The sequence below is a fragment of the Cellulophaga fucicola genome (genome assembly GCF_900119145.1).
Lineage (GTDB): Bacteria > Bacteroidota > Bacteroidia > Flavobacteriales > Flavobacteriaceae > Cellulophaga > Cellulophaga fucicola.
Map to the genome: position 1 here is coordinate 557,467 of NZ_FPIY01000002.1, position 17,280 is coordinate 574,746.

At 31.6% G+C, this 17,280-nt stretch carries 21 protein-coding genes and 2 tRNA genes; 21 read left to right on the top strand and 2 right to left on the bottom strand.

Features of this window, described 5'->3' with window-relative positions:
- Nucleotides 1-116: 116 nt before the first annotated feature.
- The 20 genes from BT107_RS08770 to BT107_RS08865 all read left to right on the top strand — a co-directional run bounded on the left by BT107_RS08770 (nucleotide 117) and on the right by BT107_RS08865 (nucleotide 13,704).
- A tRNA-Gly gene (locus BT107_RS08770) sits at nucleotides 117-188 on the top strand.
- A gap of 45 nt (nucleotides 189-233) precedes the next feature.
- Nucleotides 234-317: transfer RNA gene (locus tag BT107_RS08775), tRNA-Leu, on the top strand.
- A 239-nt stretch (nucleotides 318-556) separates the two neighbouring features.
- Nucleotides 557-898: a hypothetical protein gene (locus tag BT107_RS08780; RefSeq protein WP_072303410.1), complete on the top strand. Its 342-nt coding sequence runs from the start codon at nucleotides 557-559 to the stop codon at nucleotides 896-898.
- 82 nt (nucleotides 899-980) lie between these two features.
- Nucleotides 981-1,721, top strand: a complete 741-nt coding sequence (locus BT107_RS08785; protein ID WP_072303411.1) for a YoaK family protein — start codon at nucleotides 981-983, stop codon at nucleotides 1,719-1,721.
- 11 nt (nucleotides 1,722-1,732) lie between these two features.
- Nucleotides 1,733-1,918 carry a hypothetical protein gene (locus BT107_RS08790; RefSeq protein ID WP_072303412.1) on the top strand — a complete coding sequence of 62 codons (186 nt, stop codon included), beginning with the start codon at nucleotides 1,733-1,735 and terminating at the stop codon, nucleotides 1,916-1,918.
- A 148-nt stretch (nucleotides 1,919-2,066) separates the two neighbouring features.
- On the top strand, nucleotides 2,067-2,987 hold the full coding sequence (locus BT107_RS08795; RefSeq protein ID WP_139254299.1) for a hypothetical protein: 921 nt from the start codon (nucleotides 2,067-2,069) through the stop codon (nucleotides 2,985-2,987).
- Nucleotides 2,988-2,998: 11 nt separating this feature from the next.
- The gene (locus BT107_RS08800; RefSeq protein ID WP_072303414.1) at nucleotides 2,999-3,397 is read left to right on the top strand and encodes a hypothetical protein; all 399 of its coding nucleotides are present in this window, start codon (nucleotides 2,999-3,001) and stop codon (nucleotides 3,395-3,397) included.
- Between the two features lie 16 nt (nucleotides 3,398-3,413).
- Nucleotides 3,414-4,142, top strand: a complete 729-nt coding sequence (locus BT107_RS08805; RefSeq protein ID WP_072303415.1) for a hypothetical protein — start codon at nucleotides 3,414-3,416, stop codon at nucleotides 4,140-4,142.
- Nucleotides 4,143-4,144: 2 nt separating this feature from the next.
- Entirely contained in the window at nucleotides 4,145-4,522 is a 378-nt protein-coding gene (locus tag BT107_RS08810; RefSeq protein ID WP_072303416.1) for a DUF5071 domain-containing protein, read from the top strand.
- 10 nt (nucleotides 4,523-4,532) lie between these two features.
- Complete coding sequence (locus BT107_RS08815) at nucleotides 4,533-5,222, top strand: hypothetical protein (protein WP_139254300.1); 690 nt, start codon at nucleotides 4,533-4,535, stop codon at nucleotides 5,220-5,222.
- 310 nt (nucleotides 5,223-5,532) lie between these two features.
- The gene (locus tag BT107_RS08820) at nucleotides 5,533-5,991 is read left to right on the top strand and encodes a hypothetical protein (RefSeq protein ID WP_072303418.1); all 459 of its coding nucleotides are present in this window, start codon (nucleotides 5,533-5,535) and stop codon (nucleotides 5,989-5,991) included.
- A 39-nt stretch (nucleotides 5,992-6,030) separates the two neighbouring features.
- Nucleotides 6,031-6,678, top strand: a complete 648-nt coding sequence (locus tag BT107_RS08825) for a suppressor of fused domain protein (RefSeq protein WP_072303419.1) — start codon at nucleotides 6,031-6,033, stop codon at nucleotides 6,676-6,678.
- Between the two features lie 99 nt (nucleotides 6,679-6,777).
- The gene (locus BT107_RS08830; protein WP_072303420.1) at nucleotides 6,778-7,260 is read left to right on the top strand and encodes a SecDF P1 head subdomain-containing protein; all 483 of its coding nucleotides are present in this window, start codon (nucleotides 6,778-6,780) and stop codon (nucleotides 7,258-7,260) included.
- Nucleotides 7,261-7,363: 103 nt separating this feature from the next.
- Nucleotides 7,364-8,188, top strand: coding sequence for a class I SAM-dependent methyltransferase (locus BT107_RS08835; RefSeq protein WP_072303421.1), 825 nt, complete (start codon nucleotides 7,364-7,366; stop codon nucleotides 8,186-8,188).
- 4 nt (nucleotides 8,189-8,192) lie between these two features.
- Nucleotides 8,193-9,098, top strand: coding sequence for a pepsin/retropepsin-like aspartic protease family protein (locus BT107_RS08840; protein ID WP_139254301.1), 906 nt, complete (start codon nucleotides 8,193-8,195; stop codon nucleotides 9,096-9,098).
- A gap of 16 nt (nucleotides 9,099-9,114) precedes the next feature.
- Nucleotides 9,115-9,432, top strand: coding sequence for a helix-turn-helix domain-containing protein (locus BT107_RS08845; RefSeq protein WP_072303423.1), 318 nt, complete (start codon nucleotides 9,115-9,117; stop codon nucleotides 9,430-9,432).
- A 69-nt stretch (nucleotides 9,433-9,501) separates the two neighbouring features.
- Nucleotides 9,502-10,062 carry a carboxymuconolactone decarboxylase family protein gene (locus BT107_RS08850; protein WP_072303424.1) on the top strand — a complete coding sequence of 187 codons (561 nt, stop codon included), beginning with the start codon at nucleotides 9,502-9,504 and terminating at the stop codon, nucleotides 10,060-10,062.
- A 114-nt stretch (nucleotides 10,063-10,176) separates the two neighbouring features.
- On the top strand, nucleotides 10,177-11,583 hold the full coding sequence (locus BT107_RS08855; protein WP_072303425.1) for a pyridoxal phosphate-dependent decarboxylase family protein: 1,407 nt from the start codon (nucleotides 10,177-10,179) through the stop codon (nucleotides 11,581-11,583).
- Nucleotides 11,584-11,634: 51 nt separating this feature from the next.
- Nucleotides 11,635-12,720, top strand: coding sequence for an SGNH/GDSL hydrolase family protein (locus BT107_RS08860; protein WP_072303426.1), 1,086 nt, complete (start codon nucleotides 11,635-11,637; stop codon nucleotides 12,718-12,720).
- Between the two features lie 165 nt (nucleotides 12,721-12,885).
- Nucleotides 12,886-13,704, top strand: a complete 819-nt coding sequence (locus tag BT107_RS08865; RefSeq protein WP_072303427.1) for a 3-keto-disaccharide hydrolase — start codon at nucleotides 12,886-12,888, stop codon at nucleotides 13,702-13,704.
- Nucleotides 13,705-13,766: 62 nt separating this feature from the next.
- On the opposite strand, the gene metE is transcribed toward BT107_RS08865, so the two are convergent.
- Complete coding sequence (gene metE / locus BT107_RS08870; protein ID WP_072303428.1) at nucleotides 13,767-16,085, bottom strand: 5-methyltetrahydropteroyltriglutamate--homocysteine S-methyltransferase; 2,319 nt, start codon at nucleotides 16,083-16,085, stop codon at nucleotides 13,767-13,769.
- 157 nt (nucleotides 16,086-16,242) lie between these two features.
- Here metE and BT107_RS08875 point away from each other — a divergent pair, with 157 nt between their 5' ends.
- Nucleotides 16,243-16,704, top strand: a complete 462-nt coding sequence (locus tag BT107_RS08875; protein ID WP_072303429.1) for an Lrp/AsnC family transcriptional regulator — start codon at nucleotides 16,243-16,245, stop codon at nucleotides 16,702-16,704.
- Nucleotides 16,705-16,730: 26 nt separating this feature from the next.
- Here the strand turns inward: BT107_RS08875 and BT107_RS08880 are convergent, their stop codons facing one another.
- A complete protein-coding gene (locus BT107_RS08880) occupies nucleotides 16,731-17,246 on the bottom strand; it encodes an outer membrane beta-barrel protein (protein ID WP_072303430.1) in 516 nt (171 codons plus the stop codon).
- Nucleotides 17,247-17,280 lie beyond the last annotated feature (34 nt).

The window sequence follows — 17,280 nt, forward strand, 5'->3', positions numbered from 1 at the left end:
GTAAAATAAAACACAAAAAAAATATTAATATTTTTTTTAAAAATGGCTTTGTGATTTAGAAAATTGTCTTAAATTTGCACCCGCATCTAACAAAGATGTAACGTTCATTAAAAATTGCGAAAGTAGCTCAGGGGTAGAGCATCACCTTGCCAAGGTGGAGGTCGAGGGTTCGAATCCCTTTTTTCGCTCAGAAAAAATTATACCAATTGCCTGTTAGTAATAACAGCTAATTTGCTCGAGTGGTGGAATTGGTAGACACGTTGGACTTAAAATCCAATGGACATTAGTCCGTATGGGTTCAAGTCCCATCTCGAGTACAAAACCCTTGTTAATCTAACGATTTTCAAGGGTTTTTGCTTTTTAATAACTTTTATCTTTCCCTCTCTCCTATTTAGTTACTCTTCTATAACTTTATTTTTTTTACATACAGATACTATTTATACGTACTATTTCACTTCCTTTGTTTTATTAAAAAAAAGACACATTACTACTAAACTAAAACAACTACACACTTAAGAAAACATTGTTTACTTTAGAGCTAGATAACACATTTTTTATGAGTGAATTAGTACCACGGAACCAAGAACAAAACCAACAACACAACCAAGAGCAACCAATACAAGCGCAACCAATTATTATAAACCAAAATAACAATAGCAACTCTAACGGTATGGGTGTAGCTGGGTTTATAATATCTATAATTGCTTACATATTATACTGCATTCCTATAATTGGACATTTAATCTGGATCTTAGGTCTTATTTTCTCTATAATAGGTCTTTTTAAACGTCCTCGTGGTTTTGCCATTGCTGGCGTAGTAATTTCTTTAATATGGATTGCTTTTTACGCTATGGTTTTGTTAGGCATTATATTTTTAGGTGCTGCTGCCGAACAATAAAAAAGCACAACAGTACTAGATCTAAAAATATCTTTAAAGGAAGACACACTCCATAGATTATCTATGACTAAATAAAGAGTATATGTTTAGACACCAAGGAAAAAACAGAACATTAAAACATAATTTACAAATTGCTACGGTATTATCATTTGTTGCCGGTATTGTAAATGTTACTGGTTTTTTATCTTTTAAACAATTAACCACCAATGTTACAGGGCATTTTGCATTATTTATGTACGATGTTACTAATTTTAAATTCTGGAAAGGAACCATATACTTTCTCTATATATTCTCTTTTCTGCTAGGTTCTTTTTTATCTAGTTTTTTAATTGAAAAGTACAGAGAAAACAAAAAACTAAATGTTTTTGTATTACCCACGGTATTAGAATCGGTAATTTTAATAGCCATTGCTATGCTTGGCAATTTTACCTCTATAAAGTATCCAGATTTAATTGCCTGCTTACTACTTTTGTCTATGGGACTACAGAATTCTTATGTAACAAAAATTTCTAATGCAGTCGTTAGAACAACACACTTAACAGGGCTTTTTACCGATTTAGGAATTGAAATTTCTCAACTATTTTTTCCAAAAGTCCACACTCAAAGAGACAAACTAAAATCGACTATTAAACTTAGAATTTATATTATACTATTCTTTTTTACTGGCGGATTAGTCGGAGGTCTACTCTACTCTAAAATAGATTTAAAACTAAACACCTTAATTGTTGCCGCTGTACTCTTATTAGTAAGTCTATTTTATGATGATTTTAGATACAAAGTGATAAAGACAAAAAGGAAATACAATCAAAGAAAAAATAAATAAAAGTAGCTATTATGAGAAAGACAATTTTAATTATTGGAGGTATACTTGCCTTAGCAAATGTTGCATACAGTTTTTTTAGAGATACAGAAACAGTGTTCTTTTTTGGAAAAGATGTAAATATTTGGCTGTATAGACTAATATGGCTATTTATGGCTGTTCTTATACTAAATGCTTATAGAAAAGAAGTAAAAAAATAACACATCTTATGTACACATTTAACGATTTCAAATTTATCTTTAACTAGCTACTATTTTACTACGATAATAAACCTACCTGCTACAAATAAACATTGAAGCTTTACAATCTTTATTGTATTTTATAATTTGTGCTTATAATTAAAGTAAGATGCGCAATAATTCAAAAAATACAACCGTAACAAGCAGATTCAATTTGCTGTACGTATTCTTGTTGTTTTTTTTAGTTGCTGTATTGTTTTTTCTTTATATCCTTTTAGTTACCAAAGAAGAGATTATACTATTTTTAATTGCTTTTATGGCTTTTGTATTGTACGGATTTTATATAATAGCAAAGAGCCTAGTTTTTTTTAGAGCTAATTCTAAAAATATTAGAGTAGGCCCATTTAAAACATATAACTACAATGATGTACTTAATCTAGATCTTTACAGTTCTGTACCTTCTAAATTTATGTTCTTTACTATTTATGAAAAAGGACTAACCATACACTTAAAAAACAACAAAAAAATACATCTAAAAGAAACATACTACTCCAACTTTTGGAAGATACGTTTGTTCCTTGATAATAAACTTGGTAAAAAACAAGTACAAGAAAGCAAACCAATAGAGAACAGCAGAATTAATATTACCAACAAAACTACACCCATACCATTTTATATTTTTGGCATTAGAATACTAATGGCAACGGCAGTAATAACTACTCTTATACTACTAATAGACCTATGTACCACCAACTATTTAGACCCAGGTTATTTTTTGTTTAGTATAGGTACATTTTTTTTTACGCTTCTTTTCACTTTTAATATGGGATATATAGAAAGTTCTAAAGATTATATTGTAATTAAAAAATTAATTAATCCGTTTATCAAAACTGTAATACCAATAGAAGATATAACATATGCCTCTAAAGAAATTATAAGAGGCGGAAGAAGCAGAACTACACTAATAATTATACATACTATCTACCACAAAGACTTTAAAATACCTATAGATTTTATAAGCCTTAAAAGAGAAAAAAATATAATTAAACAGCTTAAAAAACTAGACATTCCCTACAACGATTACTCCTAACAACATATAGAATGAAAACAATAAACATTAATTTAAAGTCAAAAATTAACCAGCCCATTACTCTTTTTTTAGACAATAAAGAACTGGGTATACTTACAAATAAAATGGAAGTAGAATTAACAGAGAACTCTAAAACCATTTATGTCAAATATGGAGATAAAAAAAGCAATGTTTTTCCAATAAAAATTCTAGGAAAAAATGATTTCAATATTGAAGTTATTAAAACATCAGATATGATTAGCTCATCAATGTGGCACGTACTACGCATTCTATTTTTTCTGTTTTTAACATCGTTCTGTATACACAAGGCAATAGGTATTGGTTATTATGTTTTTAGTCTTGGCTTAATTGGCATAACCGTTATGTTTGCCTTAAAGTGGAAAAACATAATTATTAGAAAAGCGAGCTAACAATAAAACAAAAGCAATGAAGCAACTTAAAATATTATTTTTTGCATTTGTAATATGCAATAGTACATTAGCACAAGAAGATTATAATTATTCTGATGAGCTGCTTACGTCTACTTTTAAAGCCTACCATCAAGTAGATTTTGAAATGTCTTATAGTATGATTCCTTTTGTAAAAAAGCGTTTTTTAGAACACCTTAAAGACTCTACAAGTTTTACAAATCCTTACGATAGCTTATCTAAACACATAAGCATACAATATTCTCTAGACAGTATTGTAAAAACATACACTTGGGAAGAAAGAGATACTGGATGCTGCCACACTTCTGTTATATATGCGCAATATAAAACCAATGACGAGTCTATTAAATACATAGACTTAAAAGATGTAGATGATGGCGGACAAAGTATTTTTATAGTTGGCGTACACAATATAGAAATTAACAACAAACCGCACTACTTAATATTAGGCTGGGGAACCTGTTGCGGTGGTCAACATTACAGCACAGCAAAAGTATATGAAATTGTAAACGGAGAATTACAAAAAAGCGATACTGCCTTTTTTGAGCAAGATGATATTTTTACTGGAGCAAATCGCGGACAAGAAATTAAAATAAAGTACGATACAGACAAAAAATTATTGTCTTATTTTAGTTACCCAGAAGATGAAGAAACTGGTTTTTACAAAAGCGAACAAACGCTTACCCAATGGAAACTAACCAAACAAGGATTTAAAAAAGAAAAATAATAGTGCAACCACAAGCACCAAAACATAAAGGAGACACAGAAGCCGTAACGCTTTTAAAAAATTACAGCTATAAAGAAATTAAGCCAATAGTACCAGAACTATTAACCTGGTTACAAGATTTAAACTGGCCAGTTGCAGGCCCAATGGCATTGTATTTACAAACTATTGCTGTACATATTACAGACGATATTATTACCGTTTTAAAAGGCAAAGACGAAGTCTGGAAATACTGGCTTGTTTTAGTTTTTGGCACAAATGCAACAACACCAATTGCACCAAAATTACTAACAGAATTTAAACGTATTGCCACACAGCCAACACCAGAAGAGGTTGCAGAAGAAATACAGGACTTAGCCCTAGAAATAATTAAAGGCACGTAAAAACTATAGTATGAAAACAAAACTGATTCTCTTTATTCTTTACATAGTTGCCATACAATTGCAAGCACAAAACAACACCTACCATTATTATAGCGGTAGTACAAGTGACGGTTTTTCGCAAGACGTACAACTAACATTAAATGCAGACCAAAGTTTTAGCTATAAATTTACAGACGACCAAGTTTGCTACGAGACTATTACACTTTCGTATGGCAACTACACCCAAAAAGGAGACAGTATATACTTACGCCCATCTAACCAAATAAAACCAAAAGTTAGCTTTAAAAAAGAGTCCCTAAAAAAAGGGATCCTAACAGTGTTTTTTAACAGAGCTAATGAAAAGACTTTCTTTAAAGAAGACGAATATTTTTACGATTCTGGAGAACAAGAATTTACAGCAGGCAGACAACTCTTTTTTTACGATGCAAAAAATAACAAAATAGAGGTAGATTACAATTATGGCGGCATACTAGAAATACCTAAGCGTTTGGGTGTTGTAAGAATAGAAATGTACATACCAAACACCAACCACAAAGACAACTACCTAGAAATAAACATACCACAAAACACAGAACAAGTAGTTATAGACAGACTATCTAGATATGCAATTATAGATTTTGCTAGGTATAGTTTTGCATTGCATAAAAACACCCTAAAAATGAAATATCCTTGGGGAGAATATAAGTTGAAAAAAGAATAGAAAATAACTTTTTAAGCATCTTGTTTTACACTAAAAAAGCAAACTATACTTTTTAAGTAACCAACTACACATAAAAACCTACCAATTACAGAATTCCGTAATAAAGTAACTGCAATAGTTTATACATTGTGGGGTAATTGTAAAGTCTAACCAACTAATCAATACCTTTTCACTAATTGAAAAAATAAAATTTACTCAATTTATGATTGAAAATTTTCTATCAAAAGCACAGAGTTAAATATTTCAGTTCATAAAAAGGCAATTAATATCTATTAGAATATTCTAACCAAAAGTTAAAACCAAACAAACTATGGGATATAAAATTTACGGCATACCATTAAAAAAATTATGCGATGAAAAAAGAAATGGGTCTATGCAATCTATTATTTCTGATTTAGATATAGATTGCTCCAAAGAAATAGACTGTAGGTACCCAACAGTTGAAGATCTTAAAAATTCTATTATTGCTGCCGACTTAGACATTGTTCTAGAACTTAATATAAATTTTAATGAGGAAGATGGTTGGTGTTGCACTATAGAAGAAGATAACGGCTCTTACACTATTATAAGCGCAGACAAAATTAAATCTAAGACCGAACCAATTACTGAAATGTTAAGTTTTTATAAGAGCAATTGGGAAACAATAACTAAGGTTCTTTTTGAACTAGAAAAAATAATTGGACCAATACTATTCTATTCGGATACAGGTTTAATGACTATGATTAACAAAGAAAAAACTCCTGAACAGGTTTTAAAAGAAATGGTATAAAATCTAGTATCTTTAGTACCTACATCAGAAATAAAAACAATGACCTTAGAAGAATACAAAAAGAAATATACAGAAGAAGATTCCGTTGGCTGGGATTGTATAGACACCGTAGTCGAAAAAATATATCCAGAGCAAAATCCGCAGCATTTTGCCCCTCAGTTGCCTTTTGCTTTAGGAGGTACAGAACCAATAGATGGCATTAGTGTTTACACTAGTAACGAACAAGAAACTCATTTTCATTACATTTCTTATGGGTTTTCGGAACTCTATTACAGTGAAGAATCGGTTAGCGAAGAATACAGCAACCTTGGTTTTGAGCTTACTTTTAGGCTTAAAAAATACAGTGATGAAGATAATATTAACTGGGCGTGTAATTTAATTCAGAATTTAGGAAAGTACGTTTTTAGTAAAGAAAAATGGTTCGAGGAATACCACTTAATACCTGCAAACGGTCCAATTAGAGCAGCTTACAATACAGATATTATAGCTTTAGCTTTTGTTATAGACAAAGAACTGGGTGTAATAAACACACCACACGGCGAGGTTCAGTTTTTACAAATGGTAGGTTTAACCACCAAAGAGTACCAAGAACTTAAAGAAAACCCTAGTACAAATAAAACAAAAGGTCTTTTAGACAAATTAAAAGAAAGCAACCCATTGTTAATTACAGATTTGGAACGTAAGTAAAAATACCTCCTAAAAAATATTTGTCTATTTTAGCCTTAACCAATAGTTGTTGCTGTTACAAAACAAGCACACAACCTATCTACCTAAAATTTTAAAACAATGCATATTTCTAAGGCTTTACTACTACTTTTTGTACTTGTAGGTTACACCAGCTGTTATGCACAAGACAATGAAATTACTACTACAGAAAAACGAGATAGAATTAATGGCATTTACGAGGTTGTAAATTACATAGAGAAAAAACAAAGCTATACAGAGTTTACAAAAACACTTCAGCTGAAAAAAGAGCCTGCTATACTTTTAACAAACCTAAAAAAGTTAAAGGTTGGCTTATCTTCAATTAACCACAGATATGTAATACATATGGTCTTTAACAAGGCAAATACAATTGCTTTTAAAGAGTTAACTTATAAGAATATTAAAAAACCATTAGCCATAGTCGTAGATGGTAAAATTATTATTGCACCCATTGTAAATAGTCCTATTGAGCAAGGTAAGCTAGAGATAACAGGCAATTTTTCTTTAGAGGAAGCCAATACTATTGTAGACAACATTAAAAAAGAAGGAGCGTTACAACACTAATAGACTATTTTTATAGCTAGAGTTCCTCATTCTATATCTGTTTTAAAAATTAACACCACCCATTATAGAGTCCGCTTTTCTTTTATGTATTTTAGTTCTATCAATGAAAAACCAGAACCAACACATAGAAAATAATTACCACAGAGAAGGCTTGTACCAGGAAATTCTTCAAAAACTAACTGAGCAACATTTAGATTTAAACACAATAACAAGAGCAAACTTAGCTGGCGTAGATGAGTTTCACGTGCGTGGCGCTGCAGTATCTAAAGAATTAGCCACAAGTATAAACCTAAACAACCAAACAGTTTTAGATGTAGGTTGTGGCTTAGGTGGCCCATGCCGTATGTTGGCAGATGTTCACAATTGCAAAACTACAGGCATAGACCTTAGTAAAGAATATATTAGAACCGCTACACTATTATCTAAATTAGTAGGTCTAGATAACAAAACAACTTTTATACAAGGAGACGCTACCGAATTACCTTTTAAAGATAATTCGTTTTCGGTAGTTTGGACGCAACACGTACAAATGAATATTCCGAACAAAGAAAAATTATACTCAGAAATAAATAGAGTTCTAAAACCAGGCGGACACTTTTTGTATTACGATATTTTTAAAAAAAATATAGAACCAATTAGTTACCCAATGCCGTGGGCTAGTACTGAAGATCTTAGCTTTCTTTTTACTAAAAATACAATGCAGCAAATTTTAAAGAACCTTGGACTAACAGAATTGCAGCAAACCAACCAAACACAAAACGGAATTTCTTTTTTTGAAACCCTTCTACCAAAAATAAAAGAATTTGGCGCACCTAAAATTAGCTTGCAAATGTTAATGGGCACTAGTACCATTTCTAAGCTAACAAACCTATTACAACATTTACAAGACAATAAATTAGAACTAATTAGTGGTGTATACAAAAAGTAAGTTTATGACAATTAAAAACTATTTATTTTTAGTAATTGCCTTATGCATAACATACGCTAGTATTGGACAGAACAGAGATAACGTTATTGGCAGTTTTCCTTTTACAATAACACCACAAAACAATATTGCGGTAAAAGCTATTCTAAATCAAAAAGACACTATAAATCTAATGCTACATACTGCAGCAGAGTCATTAACTTTAATAGAAAAAAGCACCGCAAGCATATCTAGTATAAACTGGAACAAAGAAGAAACTGTAGAAAGCTGGGGAGGAAAAAGCACTGCCAGATATAGTAAAAATAATACGCTACAAATAGGAAACTTTAAATGGAAAAACCTACCCATTTGGGAAAACAAAAACTCTGGACCAGGAACAGATGGTAAATTTGGACCAAACTTATTTAAAAATCAGGTTATAGAAATTAGTGTTACAAAAGGTCTAATTACAATTTATAATGAGCTTCCTAAAAAACGAAAAGGATATAAAAAAATTCCGTTAAGCTACAGAGATGGGTTTATGTTTATAAACGGCACAAGTACCATAGCATCTAAAAAATATAAAAATGAATTTTTAATACACTCCGGTTATGCTGGTTTTATTTTATATGATGATGCTTTTGCGAACAAAAACAAACTAGACACACAATTAAAAATAACAGACACCAAAGAATTAAAAGATTCTTATGGTAACATACTAAAAACGCAAAAAGCAAACTTACCTTTGTTTGCCATAGGCAAGGTTAATTTTATAAATGTCCCCGTTGGCTTTTTTAAAGGTTCTATTGCCAGACAAAATGTTAGTGTTATTGGCACAGATGTTTTAAAGCGTTTTGACTTTTTTATTGATAAAAACAGAACATTTATATACCTTAAACCAAATGCTAATTTTAATGCAACCTATAATAACTAACCAAATACACTAAAAAATGGACATTATAGAAAAACTCTCTAAACTTATAGATAAGCATTATATTACACAACATACGATCTCATTTTATGAAAAAGAGTTAGGTTTAAAACCAAAATATTTAAGCAAGCTCGCTAAAAAGAATAACACATTGCCGCCTTGCCAACTGTTACTAGAAAAGCAAATATGGCACGGTAAAACATTATTAAAAAACACAGATAAAACGGTCAAAGAAATTGCAAGTGAAATGAATTTTGAAGATCATTTTTACTTTAGCAAAGTATTTAAACGCAAAACAGGACAAACACCTACGGAATATAGAAGTTCTGTAAAGTGAACCTTTGTCCATTGCTATGCGTAATATTCGTTAATACCTTTGTTCTTCTTTAATTTAAAATAAAGTATAATGAAAAAATTTACAAAGCATAGCATAGAAAGTGCTCCTGAAGCATCTAAAGAGCTTTTAAAATATGGGGAAGAAAAATATGGTGCCGTACCAAACCTATTTAAATTTATGGCCGGTGCCCCTGCATCCCTAGAAGCGTACAACAGTTTATTTAAAATATTTTCTACAACTTCTTTTACAACAGGTGAGCAACATATAATATTACTTGCTGCCAGTATTGTTAACGACTGTGCATATTGCACAGCTGCACACACAAGAGCTGCTAAAGCAAACGGAATATCATCTAAAACGTTAAACGCAATTAGAAAACAAAAAACAATAGAAGACGCAAGGTTAGATGTATTGGTTAGCATAACCCAAAAAATTACAAATACTAGAGGCAACATATCTAATGAAGATTTAGAAGTTTTTTACAACGCTGGATTTTCACCTGAAAACGTACTAGAAATTATTGTGGGCGTATCGTTAAAAACACTTAGTAATTATATAAACCATATTACAGAAAATGTAATTAATGAGTCTCTAGAGCCTTTTGCTGTTGGTAAAGAAATTGAGGATTAACATTAATATTTACGTTTTATAATTTTATACAAACCACCATTTAGGTGGTTTTGTTTTTTTAACTTGTAAGCTAATTCAGTAACATTTTTTTATTTTTTAAACAGTACACTATTTATGAATCTATTATTAGAAAAAGATCTTACTAATTTTGAAGAGTTATTACAAAAAGTAGCAGAACAAGGAACTGCATATTTTAAAAATATTGACACAGAAAAGACAAGCCTGCCCGTAGTAAACAATATGAACAAAAGCTTAGATAATGAAGGCATTGGTGGCTTAAACACTCTAAAACTATTTAATAAGAAGTTTAAAGATACAATTGTTGCTTCTTCTGGCCCACGATATTTAGGCTATGTTGTTGGCGGTACAACACCTGCTGCTGTTATTGGCGATTGGCTAACAACCATTTACGATCAAAACCCACAAACCACTACCGCTCAAGGTGATGTATCTGTACAAATAGAACAAGAAACCATAAAATTACTACTAGACTTATTTCATCTTCCAAATAATTTTTTAGGCGGATTTGTCTCTGGCGCTACAATGTCTAATTTTACTTGTTTGGCCGTTGCTAGACAATGGGTAGGCAAACAGGAAGGAAAAGATTTTTCGAAAAATGGTATTTCTAGTACTATACATGTATTATCTGCAGTGCCACATTCTTCAGCTATAAAATCTTTATCTATGCTAGGTATGGGTAGTTCTAATGTTACGCAGATAAAAATTGAAGAAGGCAACAGAGAGTCTATAGATGTTAATGATTTAGAGCAGAAAATTAAAGCCCTAAACAATCAACCTTTTATACTTATTTCTAGCGCAGGAACTGTAAACTCTGCAGATTTCGATAATTTTGAAGCAATAAGCAAATTACATAAAAAGTTCAATTTCTGGTGGCATATAGACGGTGCCTTTGGTGCTTTTGCAGCCTGCTCACCAAAATACAAACACTTAGTTAAAGATTGGGAGAATGCAGATAGCATAACTATAGATTGTCACAAATGGTTAAATGTACCTTATGACAGTGCTGTTTTCTTTGTAAAAGAAAAACACAATTTATTACAACTAGAAACATTTCAAAATTCTAATGCACCTTATTTAGGAGACCCTTCTAAAAACTTTAATTATTTAAATTTTTTACCTGAAAATTCTAGAAGATTAAGAGCGCTACCAGCCTGGTTTTCCCTTGTTGCCTATGGTAAAGATGGCTACAAAGATATTGTAGAAAACTCAGTTAAAATGGCACAAACACTAGAGCAATTTATTATACAAAACAAAGAGTTAACACTACTAACTCCTACACGTCTAAATAATGTTTGCTTCTCTTTAAGCGATAAGGATAAACAAGGTAAAACACATATTTTTATTACAGAATTAAACAAAGAAGGCAAAGTGTATATGACGCCAACAGTGTATAAAAACACTAAAGGAATTAGAGCTTCTTTCGTAAATTGGCGCACCAATGAAAAAGATATTTCTATAATTATATCAGAAATTAAAAGAGCCCTTAAAACTATTTATTAAGCTACTTTTTAGCTCTAAAAACAATGTATTATCTCTATTATATTATTTAAAATGAAGTTTTCTTTTTACGTTTTCTTTTTATCAATTGTGTTATTTACCTCTTGCAAAAGCAATAAGGAAGTTATAATACCCAACACAGATGCAGCTATAGAATACTGGGGAAGAATAAACACCACCACTACAGATAGTACAGATTTACATTGGTCTGGAACATCTGTAAAATTAAATTTTGAAGGAACTCGTATTCAGGCTTTATTAAAAGATGAAAAAGGCAATAACTACTATAATATTCTTGTAGATAATGACAGTGCTAAATTATTACGATTAGATAACACTAAACGATATTACACCTTAGCAAACAATCTTAAACAAGGAAAACATACTGTAGAGTTGTTTAAAAGAACTGAATGGGACAAAGGCAAAACAAGTTTTTTTGGCTTTAAACTAAATAAAGAAGGTAAAACACTACCAAAAGATACTCCTAGAGCCAGAAAAATTGAATTTTATGGCAATTCTATAACTGCTGGTTATGCCGTAGAAGATTATACCGGAAAAGACAGACCAGATAGCACATACACTAACAACTATTTAAGTTATGCTGCAATTACTGCTAGGCATTTTAATGCCGAATATAGAGCCATTTGTAAAAGCGGAATTGGAATAACCGTAAGTTGGTTTCCGTTACTTATGCCAGAGTTATACAAGAGGCTAGATCCTAACGATGAAAATAGCATATGGGACTTTTCCTTATACCAACCAGATGTTGTAGTGGTCAATTTATTTCAGAACGATTCTTGGATTGTAAATATGCCAGAAAATGAAGAGTTTAAACACAGGTTTGGAGATCAAAAACCAAATGATACTTTTATAATTAATGCATACCAAAACTTTATAACCAGCTTAAGAAAAGAGTACCCTAATACAAAAATTATATGTGCTCTTGGCGCAATGGATGCAACAAAAGAAGGTTCTAAATGGATGGGGTTTATTACCACAGCTGTTGCAAATTGTAACGACAAAAATATGTATACGCATTTTATGCCTTACAAACAAACTCCGGGTCATCCATCTATTAAAGAACAACAAGAAATGGCCAACAGCTTAATTGCCTTTATCTCTAAAAATATTGATTGGTAATGTACTCTTGACAATGTAAAACTTGTGAGATAAAACACGATTTTACACAAGTGCAGAACTACAAAAGCTAATAGTGTAGGTTTTTTTCTACACATTTAACATCATATATATTACTACTCTCCTCTAAATTTATACTTTAGCACCTCCTAAATAATTTACCAACATATGAAAACCAAAACCTATAGCGCACTAGTTATTCTAAGTTGTGCACTTTTTCTAGCAAGTTGCAACAACAACAAACCAAAATGGAAACAGCTTTTTAATGGAAAAGACTTAAAAGACTGGCAAATAAAAATTAGAACTCATCCTTTAAACGATAATTACGCAAACACTTTTAGCGTAAAAGATGGCAACATACAAGTACGTTACAATAACTACGGAGATTTTAATCAGCAATACGGACATTTATTTTACAAAAAACCATATGCTGCTTACCTAATTGGAGTAGAATATAGATTTGTGGGCGAACAAGCAAAAGGTGGAGAAGGTTGGGCTATTAGAAATAGTGGACTTATGTTACACGGACAATCGCCTAATAGTATGACTATAGATCAAGATTTTCCTAATTCTATTGAGATGCAACTTTTAGGAGGTAACGGTAAAGACGAACGCACTACAGCAAACATTTGTACTCCAGGAACACAGTATGTTTTTAATGATGAAATTATACAACAACACTGTGCAAACTCATCTTCTAAAACTTTTCACGGAGACCAATGGGTACGTGCAGAAGCATTAGTTTTAAGAGATTCTTTAATAGTACATTATGTAAACGGCGAAGAAGTTTTACGTTATACAAAACCTCAGCTAGATCCAAAAAATGGAGCAAAAGAAGGAAAACTATTAACTAGCGGAAGCATTTCTTTGCAAAGTGAGAGTCACCCTGTAGATTTTAGAAAAGTAGAAATAGTAAACTTAGAAAAATTTGCGAACGACCCTACAAAGTTAAAAGAAGTAATAGAAGAGTTACTAGCTAAAAACTAACTACATAAAAATTAAGAAAAAGCCTTTAGAGTATATTCTAAAGGCTTTTTTATACTATTAACTTAATGTGCTGTTTCTAATTTAGAACGCATTGTTTTTGCTGCTTGTACTAGATTTTCTAAGGCAAGTTTAGTCTCTGGCCAATCTCTAGTTTTTAATCCGCAATCTGGATTTACCCAAATATTATCTACAGGTAACAACTTGCTTGCTTTTTGCAACAACTCTTCAATCTCTGACACTTCTGGTACACGTGGCGAGTGAATATCATAAACTCCAGGTCCAATTTCGTTTGGATACTTAAAATCTACAAATACATTTAATAAATCCATTTTAGATCTAGAGGTTTCTATAGTAATAACATCTGCATCTAAATTGGCAATGTGCTGTATAATATCATTAAACTCACAATAACACATATGGGTGTGTATTTGCGTTTTATCTGCTACACCAGATGTAGCTATTTTAAAACTTTCTACCGCCCAAGACAAATATGCCTCCCAATGCTCCTTACGTAAAGGCAAACCTTCTCTTATAGCAGGCTCATCTACCTGTATGGCTTGTAAACCTACTTCTTCTAAATCTTTAACCTCATCCCTAATTGCTAAAGCTATTTGCTTACAGGTTTCAGATCTTGACTGATCGTTACGTACAAAAGACCACTGTAAAATAGTCACTGGCCCAGTTAACATTCCCTTTACCACTTTTGAGCTTAAAGATTGTGCATAAGCAGACCAATTTACAGTCATTGGCACTGGTCTAGATACGTCTCCAAACAATATTGGCGGCTTTACTGCCCTACTCCCATAACTTTGCACCCAACCAAAATTAGAGATTGCAAAACCTTCTAATTTTTCTCCAAAATATTCTACCATATCATTACGCTCGCATTCTCCGTGTACAAGAACATCTAAGCCTATTTTTTCTTGAAAATGTATAGTCTCCTCAATTTCCTTTTTAATAAGCTCGTTGTATGCCTCTAGACTAAGTTCGTTTTTCTTAAACTTAGATCGCCAACTCCTTACCTCTTTTGTCTGCGGAAAAGAGCCAATAGTTGTTGTTGGATATATAGGTAATTTTAATTGATCTTTTTGTATTTTTTGGCGTGATGAAAATTCTGAATTTCGCTCACTATCATCTGTAGTTAACAAACCAACTCTTGCCTTTACAGCAGCATTATGTATAACTGAAGATTCTTTTTTGTTTTGATGCGCCCTCTTGTTTTCTTCTTGCTTTTTAGCTACATCTTTACTAGAACTCCCTATTGCTAACTCTTTTAACGTAACTAACTCATCAACTTTTTGTTTTGCAAAAGACAACCATTGTTTTACTGCAAAAGGCAATGTTTCTTCATTCTTTTCTAAATCTAGATCGTAAGGCGAATGTAGTAATGAACAAGAACTAGAAATCCATATTTTATCTAAACCAATTTGTGCTTCAACCTTTTGTATTGTTGCTAGTGTCTCTTCAAAATTATTCTTCCAAATATTACGCCCATCAACTAAACCTAAAGAAAGAATGGTATTATTATTAAAATAATCAGCATTTAAAATATCATCTAACTGTAAAGAACAACGAACCAGATCTAAATGTAAAGCGTGTACTGGTAACTGTAATACTGTTTCTAAATTATCGCCATAACAATCAAAATAGCTAGTTAAAATAACATGTAACTCCGGAAACTTATGTGCCAATTCTGTATATACTTTTCTTATGGCTTGCCTGTCTTTATCTGTTATATCTAAAGCAAGACAAGGCTCATCTATTTGTATGTATTTGGCTCCGGCATTTACCAATTGCTCTACCAAATTATAAAATACAGGTAATAAATTATGTAATAAATCTATTCTATTAAAGCCGGCTTCTTTTTCTTTACCTAATAACAAATACGTAACCGGACCTAGCAGAACTGGTTTCGTTGTAATATTATGCGCTAGTGCTTCTTTAAATTCTTCTACTGGTTTTAATGAAAATAGCTGAAAATCTTGATTTGCCTTAAACTCCGGAACTAAGTAGTGATAATTAGTGTCGAACCACTTGGTCATTTCCATTGCAGTAACATCGTGGTCTTTATTCTGTAACCCTCTTGCCATAGCAAAATACAGATCTAACTTAGATTCCTTTTCTTTAATTTCTTGATATCTTTTGGGAATACAACCATAGGTTAAGCTTGCATCTAAAACCTGATCGTAAAAAGAGAAATCGTTAGACGGAATTAGGTCTACTCCCGCCTCCTGCATTAATGTCCAATTAGAAAGTTTTAACTGTTTACCCATATCTACTAATTCGGTTTTAGTAGCGGTACCTTTCCAGTACTTTTCGCATACTTTTTTTAACTCCCTATTAGCTCCAATTCTTGGGTAACCTAACACATTAGTCTTCATATCACTATAAATTTATTATTCTATGCAAAGTTTACAATAATAAATATTTTAGCTAAATAATATGTTAAATTTAGAAATAAGAACTATTTAATATACTCTAAAAAGAATAATAATCTTTTATATATTTGTTTGCTACTAATTTTTAGACAAATTTTCTATGAAGAACTTAGACCAAATAGATGTGCAACTTTTAAGATTGCTACAATTAAACGCAAACCTAACATCTAAAGAATTGGCGAACAAAGTAAACTTATCTACTACGCCGGTTTTTGAAAGAATAAAAAGACTAGAAAGAAACGGTTATATAAAAAAGTATGTTGCCGTTTTAGATGCAGAGAAACTAGAAAAAGGATTAACTGTTTTTTGTAATATTAAATTAAAACAACATACTAAGGATATTGGACACAATTTTGTTCGTGAAATTATGTCTATAAAAGAAGTAACCGAATGTTATAATATTTCTGGCGATTTTGACTTTTTACTTAAAGTGCAAGTAAAAGATATGAAGCATTACCAGGATTTTGTATTAAACGGCTTAGGTTCTGTAAAAAGTGTTGGTAGCACACATAGCACGTTTGTAATGGGAGAAATAAAACACAATTACGCTATACCAATATAAGCATAGCGCAATTATATTATATGTATTTAAAATCTTTTTATAGTTTTTATAGTATACATAATACCTATAGATACTGTAGACCACTCTGTACTATCACCTAATTGTATACCTGTATAAGATAGGTTTAATTCTGTGCTTTCGCCCATTAAATATCCTAACTGAGGTCGGTAATAAAAGCCACCATCGTTATCATCGTTTAGACCAAAACCCTGACCGGCATCTACACCAAAAGAAAAGGAGTTAGATGTCCAAAAACGTACAGAAGCAGCTGCTTTTAAAAACTGAATACTAGGTAAATCGTTTGCAATTGTACCTGTATGGTATTTTTCTGCAAAACCGTGAATGTAACCTGCTGTTACACCTACATCTACAACTTCGCCCAAAGCCCACATATGGCCAACGTCTAGACCAAGCATTAAACTTACATCATCTGTAAAATCGTCTAAAGGAATACCACCTTGTATACCTATTTTTAATCCTTCTTGGGCAGACAAATTAGCTGCCATAATAGTACATACAATAAGTATTGCTATTTTTTTCATTTTGTTTGGGGTTTAGTTATCTACGGTAAAACTA